The organism is Burkholderia sp. RF2-non_BP3, assembly GCF_001522185.1.
GTDB lineage: Bacteria > Pseudomonadota > Gammaproteobacteria > Burkholderiales > Burkholderiaceae > Burkholderia > Burkholderia diffusa.
Window position 1 is genome coordinate 66,127 of record NZ_LOSU01000054.1, and the last position, 19,688, is coordinate 85,814.

Here is a 19,688-nt window from a genome sequence, read left to right on the forward strand (position 1 = left end):
GCACGACCCGGTGACTAAGATTTAGTCAATCGCTGCAGACATGGTGTCGAAAGCGAACCCAATAAAACACCGGAGGTCATCATGAAATCGCTCGTTTCCGCAGTCGTTGCCGCTGTCGCCCTGTCCGCTTCGTTCGGCGCTTTCGCACAAAGCACCGTGACCCGCGCGCAAGTCCGCAACGAACTGGTCCAGCTCGAACAAGCCGGCTACAAGCCGGGCGTGTCGAGCCCGTACTACCCGAACGACATCCAGTCGGCGGAAGCGCGTGTTCATGGTGCCGACGCCAGCGGCTACGGCGCGCAACCGGTTCCGGTCGTCCACTCGGGCGCCCCGGTCGCCGCAGCGTCGTCGAACGCGCGCGACTCGATCTTCTTCGGCCAGTAAGCCGACGCGCCCCTGGCAGGCGCATCGCGCATCGCGCGACGAAGCTGTACCCGGACGAGCCCCTGATGCGGGCTCGTCTTGTTTTGTGAAACGCATACCTCCGCCGCCCGGCAGCGGGTGGCTTCGCCCGGGCGCGCTGCGTCCGGGCGCTTTTTCCACGGCGAGGTATGCGTGGCGTTGCCGTATGCGCCGGTCAACGCCCCGCGGCGGCTGCAGGCGCCGCACGCGACAGCACACGCCAGCGCGACAGCAGTTCGTCGCGATCGACGTAGCAGCCCTGCAGATGCCGGCGGCCCGTCGACGGATCGAACTCGGTGCGCGCATGCAGCACGCGCCGGTTGTCGAACGCCCACATGTCGCCCGCCCGCAGGCGGCGCTGCACCCGGAAACGCGGCTCGCGCGCGAGCGCGAGAAACCGCCGGTACGCGCGATAGACGGCCGCGACCGATCCGGCCGGCGCATCGAGCGGCCCGCGCAGGAAGTTCGCGACGCGCACTTCCGTCACGTTGCCGTGTGCATCGAGGCCGATCACCGGCGCCGAGCAGCGGTAGTCGCTGTTCGCACTCTTGTTCCAGAACTCGAACGGCGTCGAGGCAAGGTATTCGAAATCGGCCGGATAGTCGCGCCGCAGTGCTTGCGCGAGCGCAAAGCCGTCGAGGAAGATGCTGTCTCCGCCCGTTGCGTCGTTCGCGAGGCAATGCAGGAACTGCACGCCCGGCTGCAATTCGCGCGTCGGCAGGTCGGTGTGCGGCGGCAGGTTGAGCGACGTATAGGCATTGCTGTCCGGTCGCGGCTTCGATTCGACATCGAACAGCACGCCGAAATTGCTTTCGCGGATCAGGCCGACACGACGCGCGATCTGGTCGACCCGGCCGCGTTCGGCCGGCACGCCCTCGACGAGCGTCAATCCCGTGCGCTGCAACGCGGCGAGCCACGCGCGCAACGCGCCGTCGTCCTCCATCACGTCACGCCACGCGAACACGCCGATCGCCGTCGCATCGTCGCCGGCCCATACGTGCCGCCCGTGCTCGGCCTGGCGTTCCGCGCGCGACGCATCGTCGTATGCATGCGCGCGCAACCATCCCGGCGACCAGGTGCTGCGATGCCCGTCATTCCACTCGACGTGCAGCGCGCCGTCGGTCTCGACATGCACGGCGAGCGCCGACAGATCCTCGCGCGCGTCGGCGATCTCGAACACCTGTTCGCGCGTGAGCGCGTGCACGCACGCGGAACACGCGCAGTTGTCGCGCAGCCAGTCGAAGTGAAACGGCGATCGTCGCGTGTCGCTCCACTCGACGTCCACCGTTCCATCGCCGATCGTCGCCGCCGCAATGGCCGCGTCGGCGGAAAAGGTCCGCCAGTCCTCGATACGGTGTTGCGCTGCCTGCATCGTTGCCTCCCGGAAACGCCCGCTACGCGTGTGGTGCGAGCAGAAACCCGCCGATCATCCGGTGCATCCGCGCCGCCTGCGGGCTCGTTCCGAGCGCGCGCCAGCAGCCGTGCACCAGCCCCTCTCCCCTCCAGTAACGCGCGGCGCCGCCGGCCGCAAGGGTCCGTTCGACGTAGACGCGCGCATCGTCGCGCAGCGGATCGTGTTCCGCGCCGATCGCGAGCACGGGCGGCAGCCCGTCGAAGCGCGACGCCGCGAGCGGCGCCGATGCGCGCAGCAGCGGATCGTCGTTCAGCGCGGTTTCATCCGCATCGCCCCAGTACAGCGCGCGATAGCGATGAACGTCGTCGAGCGTCAGCATCGGCGCGTGCGCTTCCGTCTCGCGCGCCGGCGCTTGCGGTTCGATGCCGAGCATCGGATACACGAGTGCGATCCCGTCGATGCCGCCTTCGCCCGCGTCGCGCAGCGCGGTCGCGACGGCCGCCGCGAGATTGCCGCCCGCACTGTCGCCCGCGAGCGTCAGCGGTCGTGCGCACGAGCCGAACGGCCAGCGGGTTGCATCGCGTGCGGCGCGCGTGACGGCCAGGCAATCCTCGAGCGCGGCCGGCGCACGATGCTCGGGCGCGAGCCGGTAGTCGACCGCGATCACGGCCAGCCCCGTGTCGGCCGCCAGTTGCGCGGTGATCAGCGCGTGACTGTCGAGCGAGCCGACGACGAAGCCGCCGCCATGAAAGAACAGCACGGTGCCGCGCGGCTCGCCGTGCGCAGGCGCGTAGCGCCGGAGTGCGATGGCGCGTCCGTCCGGCGCGTGCCACGCGGCGTCCTGCTGCACGATGCCGGGCGGCAGTTCGGCGGGCGTCCATGCGGCCGCGAAGCGGTCGTAGACGCGGCGTTGCTCGACGGGCGAGCGCGCCGCCGCGTCGGCCGGATACCACGCGTCGACGGCTGCAACGAACGCCGCGATTTCCGGTTCGAGCATCGTGTGCGCTCCGCGGTCGAAGAATGAACGCTGAAACTTGAACGTTGAACGTCGACGCTAGCGACGCGGCGGCAGTCCGATCACGCGCCCCGCATACGCGGGCGCCGCGCAATCGCGCTGCAACGCATGCAGTTCGGCCACGCGCGCGGCGACGTCGTCGTCGAACGGCGCCGATTTCGCGCCGTCGCGCGTATCGACGTGCAGCAGCATCTGCTCGCTCGCCGACACCGCGCCGTCATGGCCGTCCGCGAACAGCTCGAGATACAGGTGCAGCCGCTTCGCGTCATGCGCGAACACCCGCGCATCGACGCGCACGCGCGTGCCTTCCTTGATCTCCTGCAGATAGTTCACGTGCGCTTCGAGCGTATAGACCGAGCGGCACCGCTCGCGACGCGCGGCGTCGTCGAGACCGATGCGGTCGAGCAGCGCATCGGTCGCGAAGCTGAAGATCAGCAGATAGAACGCGTCGCGCAAATGGCCGTTGTAGTCGACCCACTCGGGCCGCACGACGTCGTGGTAAATCGTCAGCGGGGTATCGCCGGTCATGTTCGTTCAGTCCTCGAATCGCATCCCGTGCCGCGCCTTCACCGCGGCGATCGCCTTCAGCACCTCGGTGATGCACTCGTCGCGATAGCGTTCGAGTTCCTTGATGCTGCGCGTGCCCTGCTGCTCGCGCGTGCCTTCGACGACGCTGTCGATCAGTTCGTCGGTCAGTTTCGGCGCGACCAGCTTCGTCCATGGCAGTTCGAGCGCGGGGCCGAACTGCTGCATGAAGTGTCGCATGCCGGCATCGCCGCCGGCCAGCGTGTAGGTCAGGAACGTGCCCATGAACGACCAGCGGATGCCCGCGCCGAAGCGGATCGCATCGTCGATCTCGCCGGTCGTCGCGACGCCTTCGTTGACGAGATGCAACGCCTCGCGCCACAGCGCTTCGAGCAGCCGGTCCGCGATGAAGCCCGGCACCTCCTTGCGCACGTGCAGCGGCCGCATGCCGAGCTTGCGATAGATCGCCATCGCGGCCTCGACCGCTTCCGGCGACGTGCGCGCGCCGCCGAGCACCTCGACGAGCGGCAGCAGGTAGACCGGATTGAACGGATGGCCGACCACGCAGCGCTCCGGGTGCGTCGCACGCGCGTAGAAGTCGGTCGGCAGCAGCCCCGACGTCGACGACGCGATGATCGCGTCAGGCTTCGCCGCGCGGCTGATCTGTTCGTGCAGTTCGAGCTTCAGCGACTCGCGCTCGGGCGCGCTTTCCTGGATGAAATCCGCGTCGGCGACGCAGGCCTCGATCGTCGACTCGAAGCGCAGCCGCGCGGGATCGGCGCCCGGCGCGAGGCCGACGCGTTCGAGCGCGGGCCACGCATTCGCGACGTTCGCGCGCAACCGCTCCTCGGCGCCCGGCGCGGGGTCCCACACGACCACGTCGAGACCGTGCGCGAGCGCACGGCAAATCCATCCGCTGCCGATCACGCCGGTGCCGATCGCGGCGAACGTCTTGATGTCGGTCTTCACTGCCATGTCACGCATCCTTCAAATCGAGTGAAATCGGACGGCGACCGCGCCCGTGCGCGCCGCCGCATTGAATCGGAATCAGCCTTGCAAACTCACGCGAATTCGGTCACCGCGCGGCGTTCGAGCGGACGCTCGCCGCGCGCCGGCAAGCCGAGCTTGCGACGCCCTTCGGCCGGCGTCAGCACGCGGCCGCCGAGGCGTTCGACGATTTCCCGCGCACGCTCGACGAGCGTGCCGTTGGTCGCATGCACGCCGCGATCGAGCCAGATGTTGTCTTCGAGGCCGACGCGCACGTGACCGCCGAGCAGCATCGCCTGCGCGACCATCGGCATCTGCATGCGGCCGATCCCGAAGCCGGCCCAGTGCGCGCCCGGCGGCAGGTTGTCGACCATCGCCTTCATCGTGCCGGTGTCGGCCGGCGCGCCCCACGGAATGCCGAGGCACAGCTGGAACAGCGGCGGATCGTCGAGCAGCCCTTCCTTCAGCAACTGCTTCGCGAACCACAGATGGCCCGTATCGAAGATTTCCAGCTCCGGCTTCACGCCGAGTTCCTGGATGCGTTTCGCGCCGGCGCGCAGTTGCGCGGGCGTCGATACGTAGATGTAGTCGCCGTCGCCGAAATTCAGCGTGCCGCAGTCGAGCGTGCAGATTTCCGGCAGCAGTTCCTCGACGTGCGCGAGGCGCGTGAGGCCGCCGACGAGATCGGTGCCCTTGCCGAAGCGCATCGGGTCCTCGCCCGGGCCGATCTCCAGATCGCCGCCCATGCCGGCCGTCAGGTTGATGATCACGTCGACGTCCGCCGAGCGGATCCGGTCGACCACTTCGCGGTACAGGTTCGGGTCGCGGCTGCCGCGGCCCGTCTGCGGATCGCGCACGTGGCAGTGCGCAACCGTCGCGCCGGCCTTCGCCGCTTCGATCGCGGCGGCCGCGATTTCCTTCGGCGTGACCGGAATCGCCGGATGCTTGCCGACCGTGTCGCCCGCGCCGGTGACCGCGCAGGTGATGATGACTTCATGGTTCATGCTGAATGCCCTCGCTTGATGCTGTTCGTGTCGCTCGTTTTCCGTCGTACTGCAGATTATTTGTCGCTGCGCGCCGTCCGCTTGCGGCGCGCGCGGGCCGTTACAGGCCGAGATACGCCTTCACGGCAGGCAGGCCGTCCTTGCCGTCGAACGTCTTGACGCCGGCGAGCCAGGCATCGAGCACCTGCGGATTCTTCTTCAGGTACGCCTTCGCGGCGTCGGCCGGCTTCGTCTTGTTCATCACCGACTGCATCAGCTGGTTCTCGAGCTGCGTCGTGAAGCGCAGGTTCTCGACGAGCTTGCCCGCGTTCGGGCAGCGCGCGATGAAGTCGGGCGCCGTCAGCGTGTACACGCGCGCTTCGCCGTAGTTCGGGCCGAAACTCGCATCGCCGCCGGACAGGTAGTTCATGCTGATCTGGATGTTCATCGGATGCGGTTCCCAGCCGAGGAACACGACCCACTTCTTCTCGCGGATCGCGCGCTCGACCGTCACGAGCATCCCCGCCTCGCTCGATTCGACCAGCTTGAAGCCGCCCAGACCGTACTGGTTCGTGTCGATCATCTTCTGGATCGTCGCGTTCGCGCTGCTGCCCGGCTCGATCCCGTAGATCTTGCCGTCGAGTTCCGCGCGGTGTTTCGCGATGTCATCGAAGGTCTTCAGGCCGGCCTGGTATTCATAGCTCGGCACCGCGAGCGTCGCCTTCGCGCCCGACAAATTCGGCGTCTCGACCACGTTGATCGACTTGCTGTCGAGGAACGGCTGGAGCTGCTTTTGCTGCACCGGCCACCAATAGCCGAGCGAGATGTCGAGCTGCTTGCTCTTCAGGCCGGCGAACGAGATCGGCACCGATGCGATCGTCGTCGTCGGCTTGTAGCCGAGCCCTTCGAACACCGTCGACGCGAGCGCCGTGGTGGACGTGATGTCGGTCCAGCCGATGTCCGCGAAGCGTACGTTGCGGCAGGTCGCTGCTTCCGTTTCGGCGTGCGCCGCGGTCGCGAATGCGCCGGTCGCCAGCACGGCCGCGACGAACGCGGCGATCTTTGTCGACTTCATGGTTTCTCTCCCGATTGGACCGATGTCCGACGGGTTCGCGGAGTGCGTCCCGGCCTGCATCGTGGGAGTAAAAGTAACGAGCCATATTGGTCGAAAGACGACCGGCGGCGACCTTTTCTTGACTATTTGCGACTATGAGTGGAAACCACTATGCGCGAGCAATGGCTTGTGTGGCGGGGGTTTGAGGCGAATTTCGGTGAAGCGGGGGTTGTCCGGATGCGGCGTGACGGATGCCGACGGAGCGTGCTTCGGCGGTGGCGCCGGAACGCGCGTGATGTCGATTCCGGCCGGGCCGGTGCGGGCCGGCGCCCGACACGTCATCGCGGTACCTCGACATAGGTTTCCCTGCAGATCTCGCGCAACGCCTGGACCAGCAGATCCCGCGTCGGCGCATGCGATTCGGCGGCGCGCGTAAACAGCGCGATGGGCGGCAGCGTCCAGACCAGCGAGTAAGGCACGATCGCCACGCCGGCGATGCGCACCATTTCTTCGGCGATATCGGCCGGCACGATCGATACGGCGTCGTCGCTCGACGCGATCATTTCGCCGATCAGCTTCGACGAGTAGCTTTCGACGATCGGCACGGGCGGCGCGATGCCGGCCGACAGGAACAGGTCCGTCACCTGCTCCCGCATCGGCGTATGCGGCGCGCCGAGAATCCAGTCCAGTTCGCGCAGCTTCTCCCAGTCGAGCTTCATGCGCGCCAGCTTCGCGGCGAGGCGCCGGCTCGCGATCATCCGCGGCTGCTGCTGGTACAGAACTTCGAAGGAAACCTGCCCCAGATCGACCGCCGACGACGCCCGCCCGATCACGAGATCGACGCTGTGGTCCTTGAGCTGGAGCAGCAACTGGTCGCTGGTGCCTTCATGGATCGTCACGGTCAGGCGGCGTTCCATCCGGGATTGCAGCCGCTTGAGCGCCGCCGACAGCATCTGGCCCGAAATAAACGGAATCACGCCGATATGCAGGTGGGCCGCGTGGCCGGCGGCGACCGCCTCCATCTCGCGGGCGAGATGGTCGAGGTCCTTCAGCATCGCCCGGGCGCGCTCGAGCACGACCGAGCCGAGCGCGGTCGGCCGCATCCCGCGCGACGAGCGCTCGAACAGCGGCGTGCCGAACATGCTTTCCAGCTCGGACAGCGCGTTCGTCACGGCAGGCTGGCTGCTGGCCATGTGCTCCGCGACGCGTGTCAGCGACCCGTGCTGCTGGATCTGCAGCAACAGCATCAGGTGCCGCATCTTCAGGCGCGCACCGAGCCGCCGGACCACGTCGTTCGCGTCGAATGTCATTGCCGAACCGCCATACCATCATGAAAAAGTGATGGACCGATATTAAAACAGAATCATCTCCTTATGGCTGATCCCTAGAATCACCTCATGGATCGCGTCGGGACTGGCCTGGCGCGCACGCCCGGACCCAAAAACATGAAACAGACAGAGACTCAGCAGCAGGCCGCGTACGACTATCACGAGTTTCCGACCCCGGGGAAGATCTCCGTCGTCGCCAGCAAGCCGCTCGTGACGCAGCGCGATCTCGCGCTCGCCTACACGCCGGGCGTCGCCAGCGTGTGCGAATCGATCGCCGCCGAGCCGCTGAACGCGCATCGCTTCACGAGCCGCGGGAATCTGGTGGGCGTCATCACCAACGGCACCGCCGTGCTGGGTCTGGGCAACATCGGCGCGCTCGCGTCGAAGCCGGTCATGGAAGGCAAGGCCGTGCTGTTCAAGAAGTTCGCGGGGATCGACGTGTTCGACATCGAGATCAACGAGACCGATCCGGACAAGCTCGTCGACATCATCGCCGGCCTCGAGCCCACTTTCGGCGGGATCAATCTCGAAGACATCAAGGCGCCGGAGTGCTTCACCGTCGAGCGCAAGCTGCGCGAGCGCATGAAGATTCCGGTCTTCCACGACGACCAGCACGGCACCGCCATTACCGTGGCCGCCGCATTCATCAACGGGCTGAAGGTGGTCGGGAAGTCGATTTCCGAGGTGAAGGTCGTGACCTCGGGCGCCGGTGCCGCGGCGCTGGCCTGCCTGGACCTGCTCGTCGACCTCGGGCTGCCGGTCGCGAACATCTGGGCGACGGATATCGAAGGCGTCGTCTACCGCGGCCGCACCACGCTGATGGATCCCGCCAAGGAACGCTTCGCGCAGGAAACCGACGCGCGCACGCTGTCCGAAGTGATCGGCGACGCCGACGTGTTCCTCGGGCTGTCGGTCGGCGGCATTCTGAAACCGGAGATGCTGAAGGCGATGGCCGCGCGTCCGCTGATTCTCGCGCTCGCCAATCCGACGCCGGAAATCTTCCCGGAACTCGCGCATGCGACGCGCGACGACGTCGTGATCGCGACGGGCCGCTCGGATTTCCCGAACCAGGTCAACAACGTTCTCTGCTTCCCGTACATTTTCCGCGGCGCACTGGATGTGGGCGCAACGACGATCACCCGCGAAATGGAAATCGCCGCGGTTCACGCGATTGCCGGCCTCGCGCAGGAAGAGCAGAACGACATCGTCGCGGCGGCCTATGGCGGCGATGAAGTGTCCTTCGGTCCGCAATACCTGATTCCGAAGCCGTTCGATCCGCGCCTGATCGTTCGCATCGCGCCGGCCGTGGCCAAGGCCGCGATCGAAGGCGGCGTGGCGACGCGCCCGCTCGCGGATCTCGACGCGTACGTCGAGCAGCTGCAGCAGTTCGTCTACCACTCGGGCGCGTTCATGAAGCCGCTGTTCGCGACCGCGCGTCAGCTCGTGCGTGATGGCGGCAAGGCACGCATCGTGTTCACCGAGGGCGAGGACGAGCGTGTGCTGCGCGCGGTGCAGGTCATCGTCGACGAGAAGCTCGCGCGTCCGATCCTGGTCGGGCGTCCGGAAGTGCTGCTCGCGCGTATCGAGCGGTTCGGCCTGCGCCTGCGTCTCGGTCAGGATGTCGAAGTGACCAATCCGGAATATGACGAACGTTTCCCGCAATACTGGACGACGTATTGGGAATTGCGCTGCCGCGACGGCATCTCGAAGGAAATGGCGCGCGTCGAAATGCGGCGCCGCCTGACGCTGATCGGCGCGATGATGGTGCGGCTCGGCGATGCGGACGGGATGATCTGCGGGACGGTCGGCGAGTATCACAATCACCTGCGGTTCGTGGACGAAGTGATCGGCAGGAAGCCCGATGCGTCGACCTACGCCGCGATGAACATCCTGCTGCTGAATCAGCGGACGGTCGCGCTGGTCGATACGCACGTCAACGACAACCCGGATGCGGAGCAGATCGCGGAATTCACGATCGCGGCCGCGCGGCAGATGGAGTGGCTGAATCTCTCGCCGAAGGTTGCGCTGCTGTCGCGGTCGAACTTCGGGTCGGGGAGCGCGGCTTCGGGCGTGAAGATGCGCCGGGCGCTGGAAATCATTCGCGCACAAGCGCCGGATATCGAGGCGGATGGCGAGATGCACGGCGACTGCGCGCTCGACGAGGCGCTGCGTGCGCGGCTGCTGCCGATGTCGCCGCTGAAGGGTGCGGCGAACCTGCTCGTGTGTCCGAACGTCGATGCGGGGAATATCGCCTATAACCTGCTCAAGACCGAGGCCGGCAGTAACGTTGCGGTCGGGCCGTTCCTGCTGGGCGTCAACGGGCCGGTGAACATCCTCACGTCCAGTGCGACCGTGCGACGGATCGTGAACATGACGGCGTTGACGGTGATCGAGGCGAATCGCAACGCGGCCGTGTAATTGCGCTTGATGCGGGGTCGGCTACGGCCGACCTCGTCGGTCAGCGGGTTGCGGTCTGCACCGCAACCGGCGCGGACATCGCGCTGGCCGACGAAATTACTGCGCATGACGGCTGCCGGAACGAAGCGGCCGTCACGGATTCGATGCACGCGTTTCGCCAGAGCTCCATCAGAAGCACAAGATTTACGGATGGAAGGTTTCACCGCGGTTCAGCATGTCGACGAATTCCGCGATTTTACGCGCCCGTGTTTCCGGCTTTTTCGCATTCTGTATCCGGAACAGGATGGCGTAGCGGTTGCGGCTATTCAGCGTTGCAAAGAACGCCTTGGCTTTCGAATTTGCGTCCAACGCCACCTGCAGGTCGTCCGGCACGGTCGAGTTGCTGGCCGACGTATAAGCAGCCTTCCAGCGGCCGTCCTGCCGCGCCTTCTCGATCTCGCGCATGCCGGACGCACGCATTCTGCCTGCGGCGATCAGCGCTTCGGCCCGGTCCTTGTTGAGTTTGGACCAGATGCTTTTTGCGGAGCGCGGCGTGAAGCGTTGTAACCAGTACGTCTCGCTCTCAGCCCGTTTCTGGCCATCGATCCAGCCATGGCAGAGCGCGCTTTCCAACGCCTGGTCGTAGGTGACGGTTCGGTGCGTGGCGCCCTTTTTCGCCAGACGCAGCCATACTCCGCTCGAAGTGCCGCCGTTTTGCGCCAACCAGCTTTCCCATTCGGTTTGACTGGCAAATGTCAGAGCGCATTCGGTCATGTCACTGTCCAAAATCCGGCTTGTTTGGGTCGGAAGCCGCCGCCGGGTTTGGCGGCTTCCGACCTCGGCCGATCGAAAACGCGCGCTACAGAACGCGTTCCAACGCGTCAGCAAATCGTCCGACCGCCGCATCGACATCATGCAGCTTGTCGAGCCCGAACAAGCCGATCCGGAACGTCTTGAAATCCGCCGGCTCATCGCATTGCAACGGCACGCCGGCCGCGATCTGCATGCCGACGTCGACGAATTTCTTGCCGGACCGGATGTCGTCATCGTCCGTGTAGCTCACGACGACGCCCGGCGCCTCGAAGCCTTCCGCCGCCACGCTCCGGAACCCCTTCTCGGCCAGCAACGCGCGAATCCGCGTGCCGAGCTCGAGTTGTTCCGCCCTCACCTTGTCGAAGCCGTACGCTTCCGTTTCCTTGATGACGTCGCGCAGCGTCGCGAGGCTGTCCGTCGGCATCGTCGCGTGGTACGCGAACCCGCCGTTCTCGTACGCTTCCATGATCTGCAGCCACTTGCGCAGATCGCACGCAAAACTGGTGCTGGTCGTCGCGTCGATTCGCTCGCGCGCAAGCGGACTCATCATCACCAGCGCACAGCCAGGCGACGCGCTCCAGCCCTTTTGCGGCGCACTGATCAGCACGTCGACACCGCTCGCCTCCATGTCGACCCAGATCGTCCCGGACGCAATGCAATCGAGCACGAACATGCCGCCGACCGCATGCACGGCGTCGGCCACCGCGCGCAGATACGCGTCGGGCAACATCATCCCGGAGGCGGTTTCGACATGCGGAGCAAAGACCAGATCCGGCTTGTGTTCGCGAATCGCGGCGACGACTTCCTCGATCGGGGCCGGCGCGAACGCCGCCTGCCTGCCCGGCTCGACCGGGCGCGCCTTCAACACGATCGACTCGGACGGAATGCGGCCCATGTCGAAAATCTGCGACCAGCGGAAGCTGAACCAGCCGTTGCGGATGACCAGACACTTCTTGTCCGTCGCGAACTGGCGCGCAACGGCTTCCATGCCGAACGTCCCGCTGCCCGGAACGATCGCCACCGCCTTCGCGTTGTAGACCTTCTTCAGCGCCGCGGAAATATCGCGCATGACGCCCTGAAAGCGCTGCGACATGTGATTGATCGACCGGTCGGTGTACACCACCGAATATTCGAGAAGCCCGTCACGGTCGACATCGGGAAGTAAGCCTGGCACGTTCGCCTCCGGTAAAGGATGAACCATGGGATGAGCGCGAGCGGCATTCGCGTAGTGGATACCGCCGCACCGATGCATTTCTGCGCTTGTACCTGAACGATGATCGATTCTAGCGAAAGCCGTCTGACGTCAGGGGATTTTGGTGTGGCGTATGGCGCACTGCGGCAATCGATCACTTCGGCCATCGCCAGGACGGATCCGACAGATGTTCGGCGAAGTAGTCGGACAGCGCGGCAACCTTCGCGGGCCGTGCGCGCGCGGACGGCGTGACGAAGTAGAGGCCGCCCCGCGTCAACGACCAGTCGGTCAGGATCGCTTCGAGGCGGCCATCGGCCAGATATTCGCCGGCGATGAATTCAGGCAGCTCCGCAATCGCGAGACCGGCGAGCAGCGTCGGCAACAGCGCATCGGCATTCGTCACGCGCAGCGGACCATTCGGCATGACCGCCTCCTCGTCACCCGCGTCGTTCGTGAAACGCCACACATCGCTATGCGCCCGATACGCGTACGAGAGACATGGCCGCCCCGCCAGTTCGCGCGGATGCGCGGGCCGTCCTTCGCGCTTCAGGTATGCAGGCGACGCCACCACGTATTGCGTCACCGCACACAACCGCCGGGCCACCAGCGACGAATCCGGCAGCGCGGCGATGCGCAATGCGGCATCGAAACCGTCTGCGATCAGGTCGACCGACGCATCCGACAGATGCAGGTCGATCGACACGTCCGGATAGGCACGAAAGAAACCGGGCAGCAGCGGCGCGACCCAGCGCAACCCGAACGACATCGGCACCGCGAGGCGCACCAGCCCGCGCGGCTGCACGGCCATCTCGCGCGCGGCACTTTCCGCTTCTTCGGCATGGCGATACACCTCGCCGGCCTTTTCGCAGATCGTCCGGCCGAACTCGGTGAGCGCCAGTTGACGGGACGTCCGGTTGAAAAGTCGTCCGCCCAAACGGTCTTCCAGACGGGCGACGCCGCGCGAAACGGTCGCCACGGATACGCCCATCGCGCGCGCCGCCGCCGCGAACGATCCTTCCTCGGCGACCTTGGCGAACATCGCGAGCCCTTCGAAGTCAGGCAGCCTGGCCATTTCCCCTCATCTTTTCATTTATGCAACGTTGACTTGCGATCAATTCTATTTCGAAACGAATGGCGCGTCGATATTCTCCTTACATCGCAGCACGCAACACCGAAACGCAGTCACCCACTCACTGAACGAAAGGAGAAACACCATGGCACGCAAGCTCGACAACAAGATCGCACTCGTCACCGGCGGCACCAGCGGCATCGGCCTCGCCACCGCGCAGCGCTTCGCGGCGGAAGGCGCGCACGTCTACCTGACCGGCCGCCGCCAGGCCGAACTCGATGCCGCGGTCAACGCGATCCGCGAAGGCGGCGGCAACGCGACGGGCGTACGCGTCGACTCCACGAAGCTCGACGAACTCGACGCGCTCTATGCGCAAATCAACGAAGAACACGGGCGCCTCGACGTGCTGTTCGCGAACGCCGGCGGCGGTTCGATGCTGCCGTTCGGTAGCATCACGGAAGAACACTTCGACGACACCTTCAATCGCAACGTGAAAGGCGTGCTGTTCACGGTGCAAAAGGCGTTGCCGCTGCTCGCCGACGGCGCATCGGTGATCCTTACCGGCTCGACGGCCGGCAGCGCGGGCACCGCTGCATTCAGCGTGTATTCGGCTTCGAAGGCAGCGGTGCGCGCGTTTGCTCGCAGCTGGATTCTCGATCTGAAGGAGCGCCGCATCCGCGTGAACACGATCAGCCCGGGCGCAACCCGCACGCCGGGCCTGCTCGACCTCGCCGGCCAGGACGCCGCGCAACGGCAAGGTCTCGCCGATTACCTGGCCGCGCAGATTCCGATGGGGCGTCTGGGCGAGCCGGAAGAGATCGCGGGCGCCGCACTGTTCCTCGCGTCGGACGACGCGAGCTTCGTGAACGGCATCGAGCTGTTCGTCGATGGCGGCCAGCAGCAGATCTGAGCGTGGCGCAGGGTGCACGGGGTGCGGTGCGATCGTCTACGATCGCACCGAACCGATGTGCCTGCGCGTCCGCCCGACGCAGATCATGATCGAACATCGTGCCTTTCCGTCGCTTGGCGCAATCAGACGCGCGTGGCTCGACACACGGCTGCATTTCCGTTTCGGCGAGTTCGGATGCGCCGACCATGCACCACTCGACGCGCTTTATCTGTGGAACGACGATGCGCCCGCGCCGCATTCCGGCTTCTGCCTGCATGCTCACCGGGACGTCGAGATCGTGACATGGGTGCGCTCAGGTGCCATCACCTGCGAAGACGGTGCCGGCAACCGCTACACCGGCGCCCAAGCGCCATCGGCAAAGCCGATCAGTACCGCTCGGACACACCCTCGATTCCGCGCTCGTGCAGTGCGCGAACCAGCCCGGCGCGTACCGTCGCGACGTCCGAAAACGCCGGACGCCGATGCGCGGCGACTTCGGCGGCGGTATAAGGCTTGAAGTCGTGCGGCAGCGCATCGCGGTTCATCGTCGTGAGCACCCAATTCAGCACGTCGGCGAGATCCTCGTCCGACAGCGCCGAATTCGACGCGCCGGGCACGCGCATCACGTACTCGCGTCCCGCCGGCAGATGTGTGAAATAACCGAGCGAATTCGCGAGCGGCGGCACCTTGCCCGGAATGCCGCCGCCCGCCGCCGTGTGGCAGCCCATGCAGTTGAGCACCCAGTGCTGTCGCGCGAGCGTCGCGTCGATCACGCCATCGGCATGCGCGGGTACGGCAATCGCGAATGCGGCAGTGACAAGCATCGAAGACAGGCAACGTGCCATGAACGAACCGTTCGGGCACGCCGCCGCGCGCCGGCCGCCACGCAAGCCCATGCGCACGGCATTCAAAGCCCCAGCCCCTTCGTCACGACCGCACGCTGCGCATGAACGGCCGTGCCGTCCATCTCGTTCGCGCGCGCCGCGCGAATGTCGGCCGCCGTGAACGGCTTCGCGTCGCCGTGCTTGTCGTTGAGATCGAACACGACATAGTTCAGCACGTTCGCGATATCGTCATCGCTCGCACTCGCGAACGACGGCATCTTGAAGTTGTAGCGCTTGTCGTGCACCGTGATCTCGCCGAACATCCCGTGCAGCAACGTCGCGACGAGCTGCACGCGGCCCGCGTCGGCCGTTGCATACCTGCCCGGATACTCGGTCAGCGGCGGCGCGAGGCCGTCCTGCCCCTTGCCGCCCGCCTGGTGACACACCGCGCACTGCGCATCGAACAGGCTCTTGCCCGCCGGGTAGTGGACGGCCTGCTGCGCATCGGCGAAACCCGGCAACGCAAAACCCGCGACAGCCGCCATACACGCGACAACGAACTTTCCACCATGCTTCGTTTTCATTGCTTCGCCGCTCCTAGCAGGACCGAAACCGAACAGTGGTAGTTCGAGTTTCCGTTCGCCATGCACCAGTTGATGTCGTTGTTCAGCGACAGCTTGTACAGCGGCTTCTCGCGCTCGTTGCGGTTGCAGAAGCACTTTCCGCACGATGTCTTGCCGCAGCAATCGTTGTACGACACGATGTAGTCCGACCCGTCGTGCGGGTTGCGGCACGTGCCGATCCACGTGATCGGCGATGGCGTCGTGCCCGGCGGGCAACTGCTCGACGTACCGCCGCAGCAACTGCACAGCCAGCCGTCGATCGCGCAGTATTTCCAGTAATCGCAGCTCATCGGGTCGTCGCTCGCACCCGGCGCGGCAGCACCCGAAGCCGCCGATGCGCCCGACGCCGCATCCGCTGCATACGCGGTGCGATCGACGGGCAAGAGCGGCAGCATCGCCGATCCGACCAGCACCTTGCCGAGCTTCGCCATCGCGCTACGCCGCGAACTATGCTGCGCGACGCCGCGCGCCGACCGCTCGAACCATGAATCAAACAGGCCCATGTGGTTGTTCTCCGTTGACGTTGAAAGAGGGTCGGCCGGTCACGCGTGCTGCGCGCGCCCTTCGTGACCGCCATGGTCGTGATCGCCGTGCACGAACTGCTGCAGCGATGCAACGCCACGCTCCTTCGCTTCGAACAGGCTCTCGAGATGCTCGCGGGTGTTGACGAGCCCCTTTGCGCGCACGGCACCGGTGTCGTCGAGCAGCACCGCGTACGGCAGCTTGCCGATCTGATACGCAAGGCCCAGCTCCTGCGACAGCACGTACGGGAAACGTGCGAGGTCGTGCTTCCGTGCGAAGCGCGCGTGTTCGTCGAGATCGCCGTCGCTCGCGAGCACGATGTTCACCGGCGTCGATTCACTCGCCTGCAACGACGGCAACAGCGGTAGCAGCTTCTTGCAGACCGGGCACGTCGGCGACAGGAAGAACAGCAGCGTCGCCTTGCCCGATGCATCAATGCCACCGACCTTCACCTGCGAGCCGCGAATGTCGGTCAGTTCGAACGTCGGCGCGATCGCGCCGACCGCCGGCCCCTTGTCGATCATCAATGCGCCGGCCGGCATGATGCGTTCGTACAGGATGCCGATCTGGCGCACGAGCGCGAGGCAGATTGCGCCGAGCGCGAGAACGGCGACCCACAGCAAGGCTGTGGAAACGGTGAGAGCGGTTTGCATCATGAATTCCTCAGGTGGGAAAGGCGTGGTACGTTGGCGAGCAGCACGTCGACGGTGAGCAGCGCGCAGACGATCAGCAGCACGGAAGAGAACAGCGTCAGGTAGTCGAACCACACGACCGCGCGGCTGCCCGGTTCGATGAACGCGGTCGCAGTCAGCACGATGAGCAGCAGCACGCGCGCGACATGCAGCCAGCCGATGCCGCGCGGCGCGTCCGCGCGCGCGGCGGCGAAACCGGAGCAGCCGCAGTCGATATCGGTATGGCCGCGCAGGATGTTGATCGCGATGCCGGCCGCGAATACGAGCAGCAATGCGATCAAGCCGAGCGCGCCGGTCGTGCGCGTATCGGGAAACAGCAGCGCTACGGCGCAGACGGCTTCCGCAAGCGGAATCGCGAATGCGACGGGCGCGGTGAGCGCATCGGGCAGCAGGCGATAGCCGGCGAGCGCCTGCCGGAACGTCGCAGGCCGGCGCATCTTGGCGAAGGCGCCGAGCAGCACGACGACGGCCGCGCCTGCCTGTGCGCTGGTGACGAGTACGGGATCGAGCATCATTGCGGCCTCACGGGTTCACGAGCAGCGTCGACGTGCTGCCGATCTGCTTCTCGACGTGCCGCGGCTTGCCCGTTTGCGCGTCCATCACGACGAGATCGGACGTGCCCGTCAGTCCGTAGAACAGCGGCTTCTCGTCCTCGCTGACCTGGATCGACACGAGCGGATCGACATTCAGCTGCGCGAGGTCCCAGCGCGCGACACGCTGTTTCGACTTCAGGTCGTACACCCAGACCTGCGTGCCGGGATCCTTGTGCGTGCCGCCTCCGCCCTTGTGCATCAGCACGTAGTAGCGGTTCTGCCCGACCTGCACGGCCGTCTGCTGCATGCCGCCCGGGCGCCAGCCTTCGGCGCGCTCGGCGTCGCTCAGCAACGACCACGACTTGCCGAACGTCGGCTTGTCGCCGCTGAAGTCGGCGCTGCGCACGTTGCCGTGGTACGTCGTGAATAGATAACCGCCGTGGTAGCGCGAAGCGTTGATGAAGGCCGGATCATTTTCGACGTCGATGAATGCGTCGGACATCGTGCGCTTCACCTCCTTGCCGTTGGCGTCGAGTGTGACGGTGAGCGCCTTGCCGCTCTCGCACAGCGCGGTGAAGCGATCGTTCCCCGACGGATAGGCGAGCACGCATGCCGCGGTGTCGATCTCCGACAGCACCTTCCTCGATACCGCATCGATCACCGTCACCGACGCGGCCGGCGTGATGTTCGCGACGTACAGCAGCTTGCCGTCCGCGCTGAACGCCGTGTTGTACGGTGACGGCACGTGCTGCCCGTGCTTCGCCGGAATCACGATCTCGCCTGCGTGGTCGAGCGTCGTGTTGTCGGTTATCTCGACGACGTCGGTGCGCGTGCCGTGCGAGCCGCGCGAGAAATAGGTCGTCGCAACGAAGCTCGTCTTGCGGTCGGGCGAGATCGCGAAGCCGGGCGCGAAACCGCCGTCAATCTGGCCGAGCAGCTTCTTCGCATCGGCGTCGTACACGAAGATGCGTCCGTCGGTCATCGTCGGCATTGCGATATCGACGACGTACACCTCGTGCGGATGCCACGGCGGCATCTTCTGCACGACCAGTTCTTCGGGCTTTTCCGTCGCGTATGCGCTGCCGGCCCACGCCGCCGCGAACGCCAGCGTCGCCGCGAAAGCCGCGGTGCGTCGCCTTGTTCTCATGTCGCCTCCAGTTGGGATTCACGTTATGTGGGGCGACTGTAGTTCGACAATAAATCCGCTCAGCACCCGTACCGGCAACGCGTGCGTGCCGATTCGGGATATTGGAAAACCGCCTGAAAGGCACCCGAGGTCGACATCTTCCGCCCCCTCTAAAACCCCACGGAAATAGCGCTCATCCGTATTGCACCGACCGTGCGGTCGGTTTAATCTTGCGCGGTCCGAACGACCGCCGGAGGCGCCATGCTCGTGTTTCATCAGATGTTCGACGACGCGGACCGGCATGCCGAGGCGCTGCGTGGTTGGGACCAACGCTACGACCAGATCGGCTCCGGCTCGTATCGCAGCGCGGTCAAGCAAGTGGAGTTCGACGGCGTGCAACTGTTCCAGGAAGCGGCGAACGTGCGGGTCATCCAGCGCGGGCGCCTGCCGCACGGCCATACGGTGTTCGGCATGCCGCTCACCGGCTCGGGCACCTTCGCATTCGGCGATGCGCGCATCGAGGGTGGCACGATCGTATTGGCGCGCGGCGGCTCGCCTTTCGAACTCCATTCGCCCGACGACATGTCGCTGATCGGCGTGGTCGTCGATTCCGAGCTGATGCAGCAAATCGAGGATGCTGCCGATCTCCGGCTCGACGAGCGCGCGCTGCGGCGCGGCGTCGCCGACGTGCCGGTCGCCGCGCGCGAACGCGCGAGCGTGCAGCTCGCGACGCTGCTCGAACGCGTGCTGTCGGCGCCCGATACGTTCGACACGGCGCGTGCGCAGTCCGTGCTGCGCAGCGATGTCGCGAACGTGCTCGTCGATCTGCTCACGTATCGAATGCCCGAGCCTTTGAATCGTCTGACGCATGCGTGCCATGCCGACATCGTGCGGCGCGTGCACGACTACGTGATCGAGCACCCGGAGGCGCCCGTCGACATCCTGAGCCTGTGCACGCAGTTGCGCGTGAGCCGGCGCACGATGCAGAACAGCTTCCAGTCGGTCGCGCAGACCGGTCCGCTGAACTACACGCGCTCGCTGCGCCTCTCGCAAGTGCGGCGCCTGCTGCTCGACACACGGCAATCCGACCTGCCGATCAGCGAAGCGGCCGCGCGCTGGGGGTTCATCCACCTCGGGCATTTCGCGAACGCGTACAAGGCCCAGTTCGGCGAGCTGCCTTCGACGACGGCGCGCCGGACGGTGCGCGGCGCAAAAACGCGCTGAGCACCCGCAAAACCGCGATAATCGGGCGTTGAACGTTCGGCTTGCGCGAGCCGGGCGCGGCGCGCGTATGTCCGGTCGCACGCCGCGCCGCGCCGCATCGCGCCCGTCCGTGACGACCACCCGATTCCACCCCACG

At 65.9% G+C, this 19,688-nt stretch carries 20 protein-coding genes and 1 pseudogene; 5 read left to right on the top strand and 16 right to left on the bottom strand.

The features are described 5' to 3' along the window. The first annotated feature begins 81 nt into the window (after positions 1 to 81). Positions 82 to 384: a DUF4148 domain-containing protein gene (locus tag WS45_RS25555; protein WP_059534248.1), complete on the top strand. Its 303-nt coding sequence runs from the start codon at positions 82 to 84 to the stop codon at positions 382 to 384. Between the two features lie 193 nt (positions 385 to 577). Here the strand turns inward: WS45_RS25555 and WS45_RS25560 are convergent, their stop codons facing one another. From WS45_RS25560 to WS45_RS25590, 7 genes are all read right to left on the bottom strand, one after another. Next, positions 578 to 1,774 carry a TauD/TfdA family dioxygenase gene (locus WS45_RS25560; protein WP_059702317.1) on the bottom strand — a complete coding sequence of 399 codons (1,197 nt, stop codon included), beginning with the start codon at positions 1,772 to 1,774 and terminating at the stop codon, positions 578 to 580. A gap of 22 nt (positions 1,775 to 1,796) precedes the next feature. Then, on the bottom strand, positions 1,797 to 2,753 hold the full coding sequence (locus tag WS45_RS25565) for an alpha/beta hydrolase (RefSeq protein ID WP_059702319.1): 957 nt from the start codon (positions 2,751 to 2,753) through the stop codon (positions 1,797 to 1,799). A gap of 57 nt (positions 2,754 to 2,810) precedes the next feature. Beyond that, positions 2,811 to 3,299 carry a thioesterase family protein gene (locus WS45_RS25570; RefSeq protein WP_059534242.1) on the bottom strand — a complete coding sequence of 163 codons (489 nt, stop codon included), beginning with the start codon at positions 3,297 to 3,299 and terminating at the stop codon, positions 2,811 to 2,813. A 6-nt stretch (positions 3,300 to 3,305) separates the two neighbouring features. Beyond that, positions 3,306 to 4,271 (bottom strand): L-carnitine dehydrogenase, encoded by a 966-nt coding sequence (locus WS45_RS25575; RefSeq protein WP_059702321.1) that lies wholly within the window; start codon positions 4,269 to 4,271, stop codon positions 3,306 to 3,308. 86 nt (positions 4,272 to 4,357) lie between these two features. Continuing rightward, a complete protein-coding gene (locus WS45_RS25580) occupies positions 4,358 to 5,287 on the bottom strand; it encodes a 3-keto-5-aminohexanoate cleavage protein (protein WP_059534240.1) in 930 nt (309 codons plus the stop codon). Between the two features lie 100 nt (positions 5,288 to 5,387). Then, positions 5,388 to 6,341 carry a choline ABC transporter substrate-binding protein gene (locus WS45_RS25585; RefSeq protein WP_059692048.1) on the bottom strand — a complete coding sequence of 318 codons (954 nt, stop codon included), beginning with the start codon at positions 6,339 to 6,341 and terminating at the stop codon, positions 5,388 to 5,390. Positions 6,342 to 6,658: 317 nt separating this feature from the next. Beyond that, the gene (locus tag WS45_RS25590) at positions 6,659 to 7,630 is read right to left on the bottom strand and encodes a LysR substrate-binding domain-containing protein (protein WP_059534236.1); all 972 of its coding nucleotides are present in this window, start codon (positions 7,628 to 7,630) and stop codon (positions 6,659 to 6,661) included. 135 nt (positions 7,631 to 7,765) lie between these two features. On the opposite strand from WS45_RS25590, the gene WS45_RS25595 reads away from it, so the two are divergent. Continuing rightward, a complete protein-coding gene (locus tag WS45_RS25595; protein WP_059534353.1) occupies positions 7,766 to 10,066 on the top strand; it encodes an NADP-dependent malic enzyme in 2,301 nt (766 codons plus the stop codon). 183 nt (positions 10,067 to 10,249) lie between these two features. On the opposite strand, the gene WS45_RS25600 is transcribed toward WS45_RS25595, so the two are convergent. From WS45_RS25600 to WS45_RS25610, 3 genes are all read right to left on the bottom strand, one after another. Continuing rightward, positions 10,250 to 10,819, bottom strand: a complete 570-nt coding sequence (locus WS45_RS25600; RefSeq protein ID WP_059702322.1) for a YdeI/OmpD-associated family protein — start codon at positions 10,817 to 10,819, stop codon at positions 10,250 to 10,252. An 85-nt stretch (positions 10,820 to 10,904) separates the two neighbouring features. Beyond that, positions 10,905 to 12,032 (bottom strand): aminotransferase class V-fold PLP-dependent enzyme, encoded by a 1,128-nt coding sequence (locus WS45_RS25605; protein WP_059534351.1) that lies wholly within the window; start codon positions 12,030 to 12,032, stop codon positions 10,905 to 10,907. Positions 12,033 to 12,204: 172 nt separating this feature from the next. Continuing rightward, a complete protein-coding gene (locus WS45_RS25610) occupies positions 12,205 to 13,122 on the bottom strand; it encodes a LysR family transcriptional regulator (protein ID WP_059692046.1) in 918 nt (305 codons plus the stop codon). A gap of 142 nt (positions 13,123 to 13,264) precedes the next feature. On the opposite strand from WS45_RS25610, the gene WS45_RS25615 reads away from it, so the two are divergent. Further along, the gene (locus WS45_RS25615; RefSeq protein ID WP_059702324.1) at positions 13,265 to 14,029 is read left to right on the top strand and encodes an SDR family NAD(P)-dependent oxidoreductase; all 765 of its coding nucleotides are present in this window, start codon (positions 13,265 to 13,267) and stop codon (positions 14,027 to 14,029) included. Positions 14,030 to 14,114: 85 nt separating this feature from the next. Beyond that, positions 14,115 to 14,300, top strand: a pseudogene (locus WS45_RS34055) (pirin family protein); the annotation flags it as partial. Between the two features lie 94 nt (positions 14,301 to 14,394). On the opposite strand, the gene WS45_RS25620 reads toward WS45_RS34055, so the two are convergent. The 6 genes from WS45_RS25620 to WS45_RS25645 are packed head-to-tail and all read right to left on the bottom strand — an operon-like array spanning position 14,395 to position 18,349. Continuing rightward, on the bottom strand, positions 14,395 to 14,904 hold the full coding sequence (locus WS45_RS25620; RefSeq protein ID WP_082722026.1) for a c-type cytochrome: 510 nt from the start codon (positions 14,902 to 14,904) through the stop codon (positions 14,395 to 14,397). 11 nt (positions 14,905 to 14,915) lie between these two features. After that, positions 14,916 to 15,416 carry a c-type cytochrome gene (locus tag WS45_RS25625; protein WP_059534226.1) on the bottom strand — a complete coding sequence of 167 codons (501 nt, stop codon included), beginning with the start codon at positions 15,414 to 15,416 and terminating at the stop codon, positions 14,916 to 14,918. Beyond that, positions 15,413 to 15,958 carry a methylamine dehydrogenase light chain gene (locus WS45_RS25630; protein WP_059534225.1) on the bottom strand — a complete coding sequence of 182 codons (546 nt, stop codon included), beginning with the start codon at positions 15,956 to 15,958 and terminating at the stop codon, positions 15,413 to 15,415. Before WS45_RS25630 ends, WS45_RS25625 begins: the two co-directional genes overlap by 4 nt. Before the next feature lie 39 nt (positions 15,959 to 15,997). Beyond that, positions 15,998 to 16,633, bottom strand: coding sequence for a methylamine dehydrogenase accessory protein MauD (mauD, locus tag WS45_RS25635; RefSeq protein WP_059702328.1), 636 nt, complete (start codon positions 16,631 to 16,633; stop codon positions 15,998 to 16,000). After that, positions 16,630 to 17,184 (bottom strand): MauE/DoxX family redox-associated membrane protein, encoded by a 555-nt coding sequence (locus tag WS45_RS25640; RefSeq protein WP_059702330.1) that lies wholly within the window; start codon positions 17,182 to 17,184, stop codon positions 16,630 to 16,632. Before WS45_RS25640 ends, mauD begins: the two co-directional genes overlap by 4 nt. Before the next feature lie 7 nt (positions 17,185 to 17,191). Then, positions 17,192 to 18,349 carry an amine dehydrogenase large subunit gene (locus WS45_RS25645; protein ID WP_059702332.1) on the bottom strand — a complete coding sequence of 386 codons (1,158 nt, stop codon included), beginning with the start codon at positions 18,347 to 18,349 and terminating at the stop codon, positions 17,192 to 17,194. Positions 18,350 to 18,589: 240 nt separating this feature from the next. Between WS45_RS25645 and WS45_RS25650 the strand changes: the two genes are divergently transcribed. Further along, complete coding sequence (locus WS45_RS25650; RefSeq protein WP_059702334.1) at positions 18,590 to 19,552, top strand: helix-turn-helix domain-containing protein; 963 nt, start codon at positions 18,590 to 18,592, stop codon at positions 19,550 to 19,552. Positions 19,553 to 19,688: the final 136 nt, after the last annotated feature.

Coding starts and splice junctions, on each gene's coding strand:
- WS45_RS25555 (WP_059534248.1), top strand. CDS start 82: ATGAAATCGCTCGTTTCCGCAGTCGTTGCCGCTGTCGCCCTGTCCGCT.
- WS45_RS25560 (WP_059702317.1), bottom strand. CDS start 1,774: ATGCAGGCAGCGCAACACCGTATCGAGGACTGGCGGACCTTTTCCGCC.
- WS45_RS25565 (WP_059702319.1), bottom strand. CDS start 2,753: ATGCTCGAACCGGAAATCGCGGCGTTCGTTGCAGCCGTCGACGCGTGG.
- WS45_RS25570 (WP_059534242.1), bottom strand. CDS start 3,299: ATGACCGGCGATACCCCGCTGACGATTTACCACGACGTCGTGCGGCCC.
- WS45_RS25575 (WP_059702321.1), bottom strand. CDS start 4,271: ATGGCAGTGAAGACCGACATCAAGACGTTCGCCGCGATCGGCACCGGC.
- WS45_RS25580 (WP_059534240.1), bottom strand. CDS start 5,287: ATGAACCATGAAGTCATCATCACCTGCGCGGTCACCGGCGCGGGCGAC.
- WS45_RS25585 (WP_059692048.1), bottom strand. CDS start 6,341: ATGAAGTCGACAAAGATCGCCGCGTTCGTCGCGGCCGTGCTGGCGACC.
- WS45_RS25590 (WP_059534236.1), bottom strand. CDS start 7,630: ATGACATTCGACGCGAACGACGTGGTCCGGCGGCTCGGTGCGCGCCTG.
- WS45_RS25595 (WP_059534353.1), top strand. CDS start 7,766: ATGAAACAGACAGAGACTCAGCAGCAGGCCGCGTACGACTATCACGAG.
- WS45_RS25600 (WP_059702322.1), bottom strand. CDS start 10,819: ATGACCGAATGCGCTCTGACATTTGCCAGTCAAACCGAATGGGAAAGC.
- WS45_RS25610 (WP_059692046.1), bottom strand. CDS start 13,122: ATGGCCAGGCTGCCTGACTTCGAAGGGCTCGCGATGTTCGCCAAGGTC.
- WS45_RS25615 (WP_059702324.1), top strand. CDS start 13,265: ATGGCACGCAAGCTCGACAACAAGATCGCACTCGTCACCGGCGGCACC.
- WS45_RS25620 (WP_082722026.1), bottom strand. CDS start 14,904: ATGGGCTTGCGTGGCGGCCGGCGCGCGGCGGCGTGCCCGAACGGTTCG.
- WS45_RS25625 (WP_059534226.1), bottom strand. CDS start 15,416: ATGAAAACGAAGCATGGTGGAAAGTTCGTTGTCGCGTGTATGGCGGCT.
- WS45_RS25630 (WP_059534225.1), bottom strand. CDS start 15,958: ATGGGCCTGTTTGATTCATGGTTCGAGCGGTCGGCGCGCGGCGTCGCG.
- mauD (WP_059702328.1), bottom strand. CDS start 16,633: ATGATGCAAACCGCTCTCACCGTTTCCACAGCCTTGCTGTGGGTCGCC.
- WS45_RS25640 (WP_059702330.1), bottom strand. CDS start 17,184: ATGATGCTCGATCCCGTACTCGTCACCAGCGCACAGGCAGGCGCGGCC.
- WS45_RS25645 (WP_059702332.1), bottom strand. CDS start 18,349: ATGAGAACAAGGCGACGCACCGCGGCTTTCGCGGCGACGCTGGCGTTC.
- WS45_RS25650 (WP_059702334.1), top strand. CDS start 18,590: ATGCTCGTGTTTCATCAGATGTTCGACGACGCGGACCGGCATGCCGAG.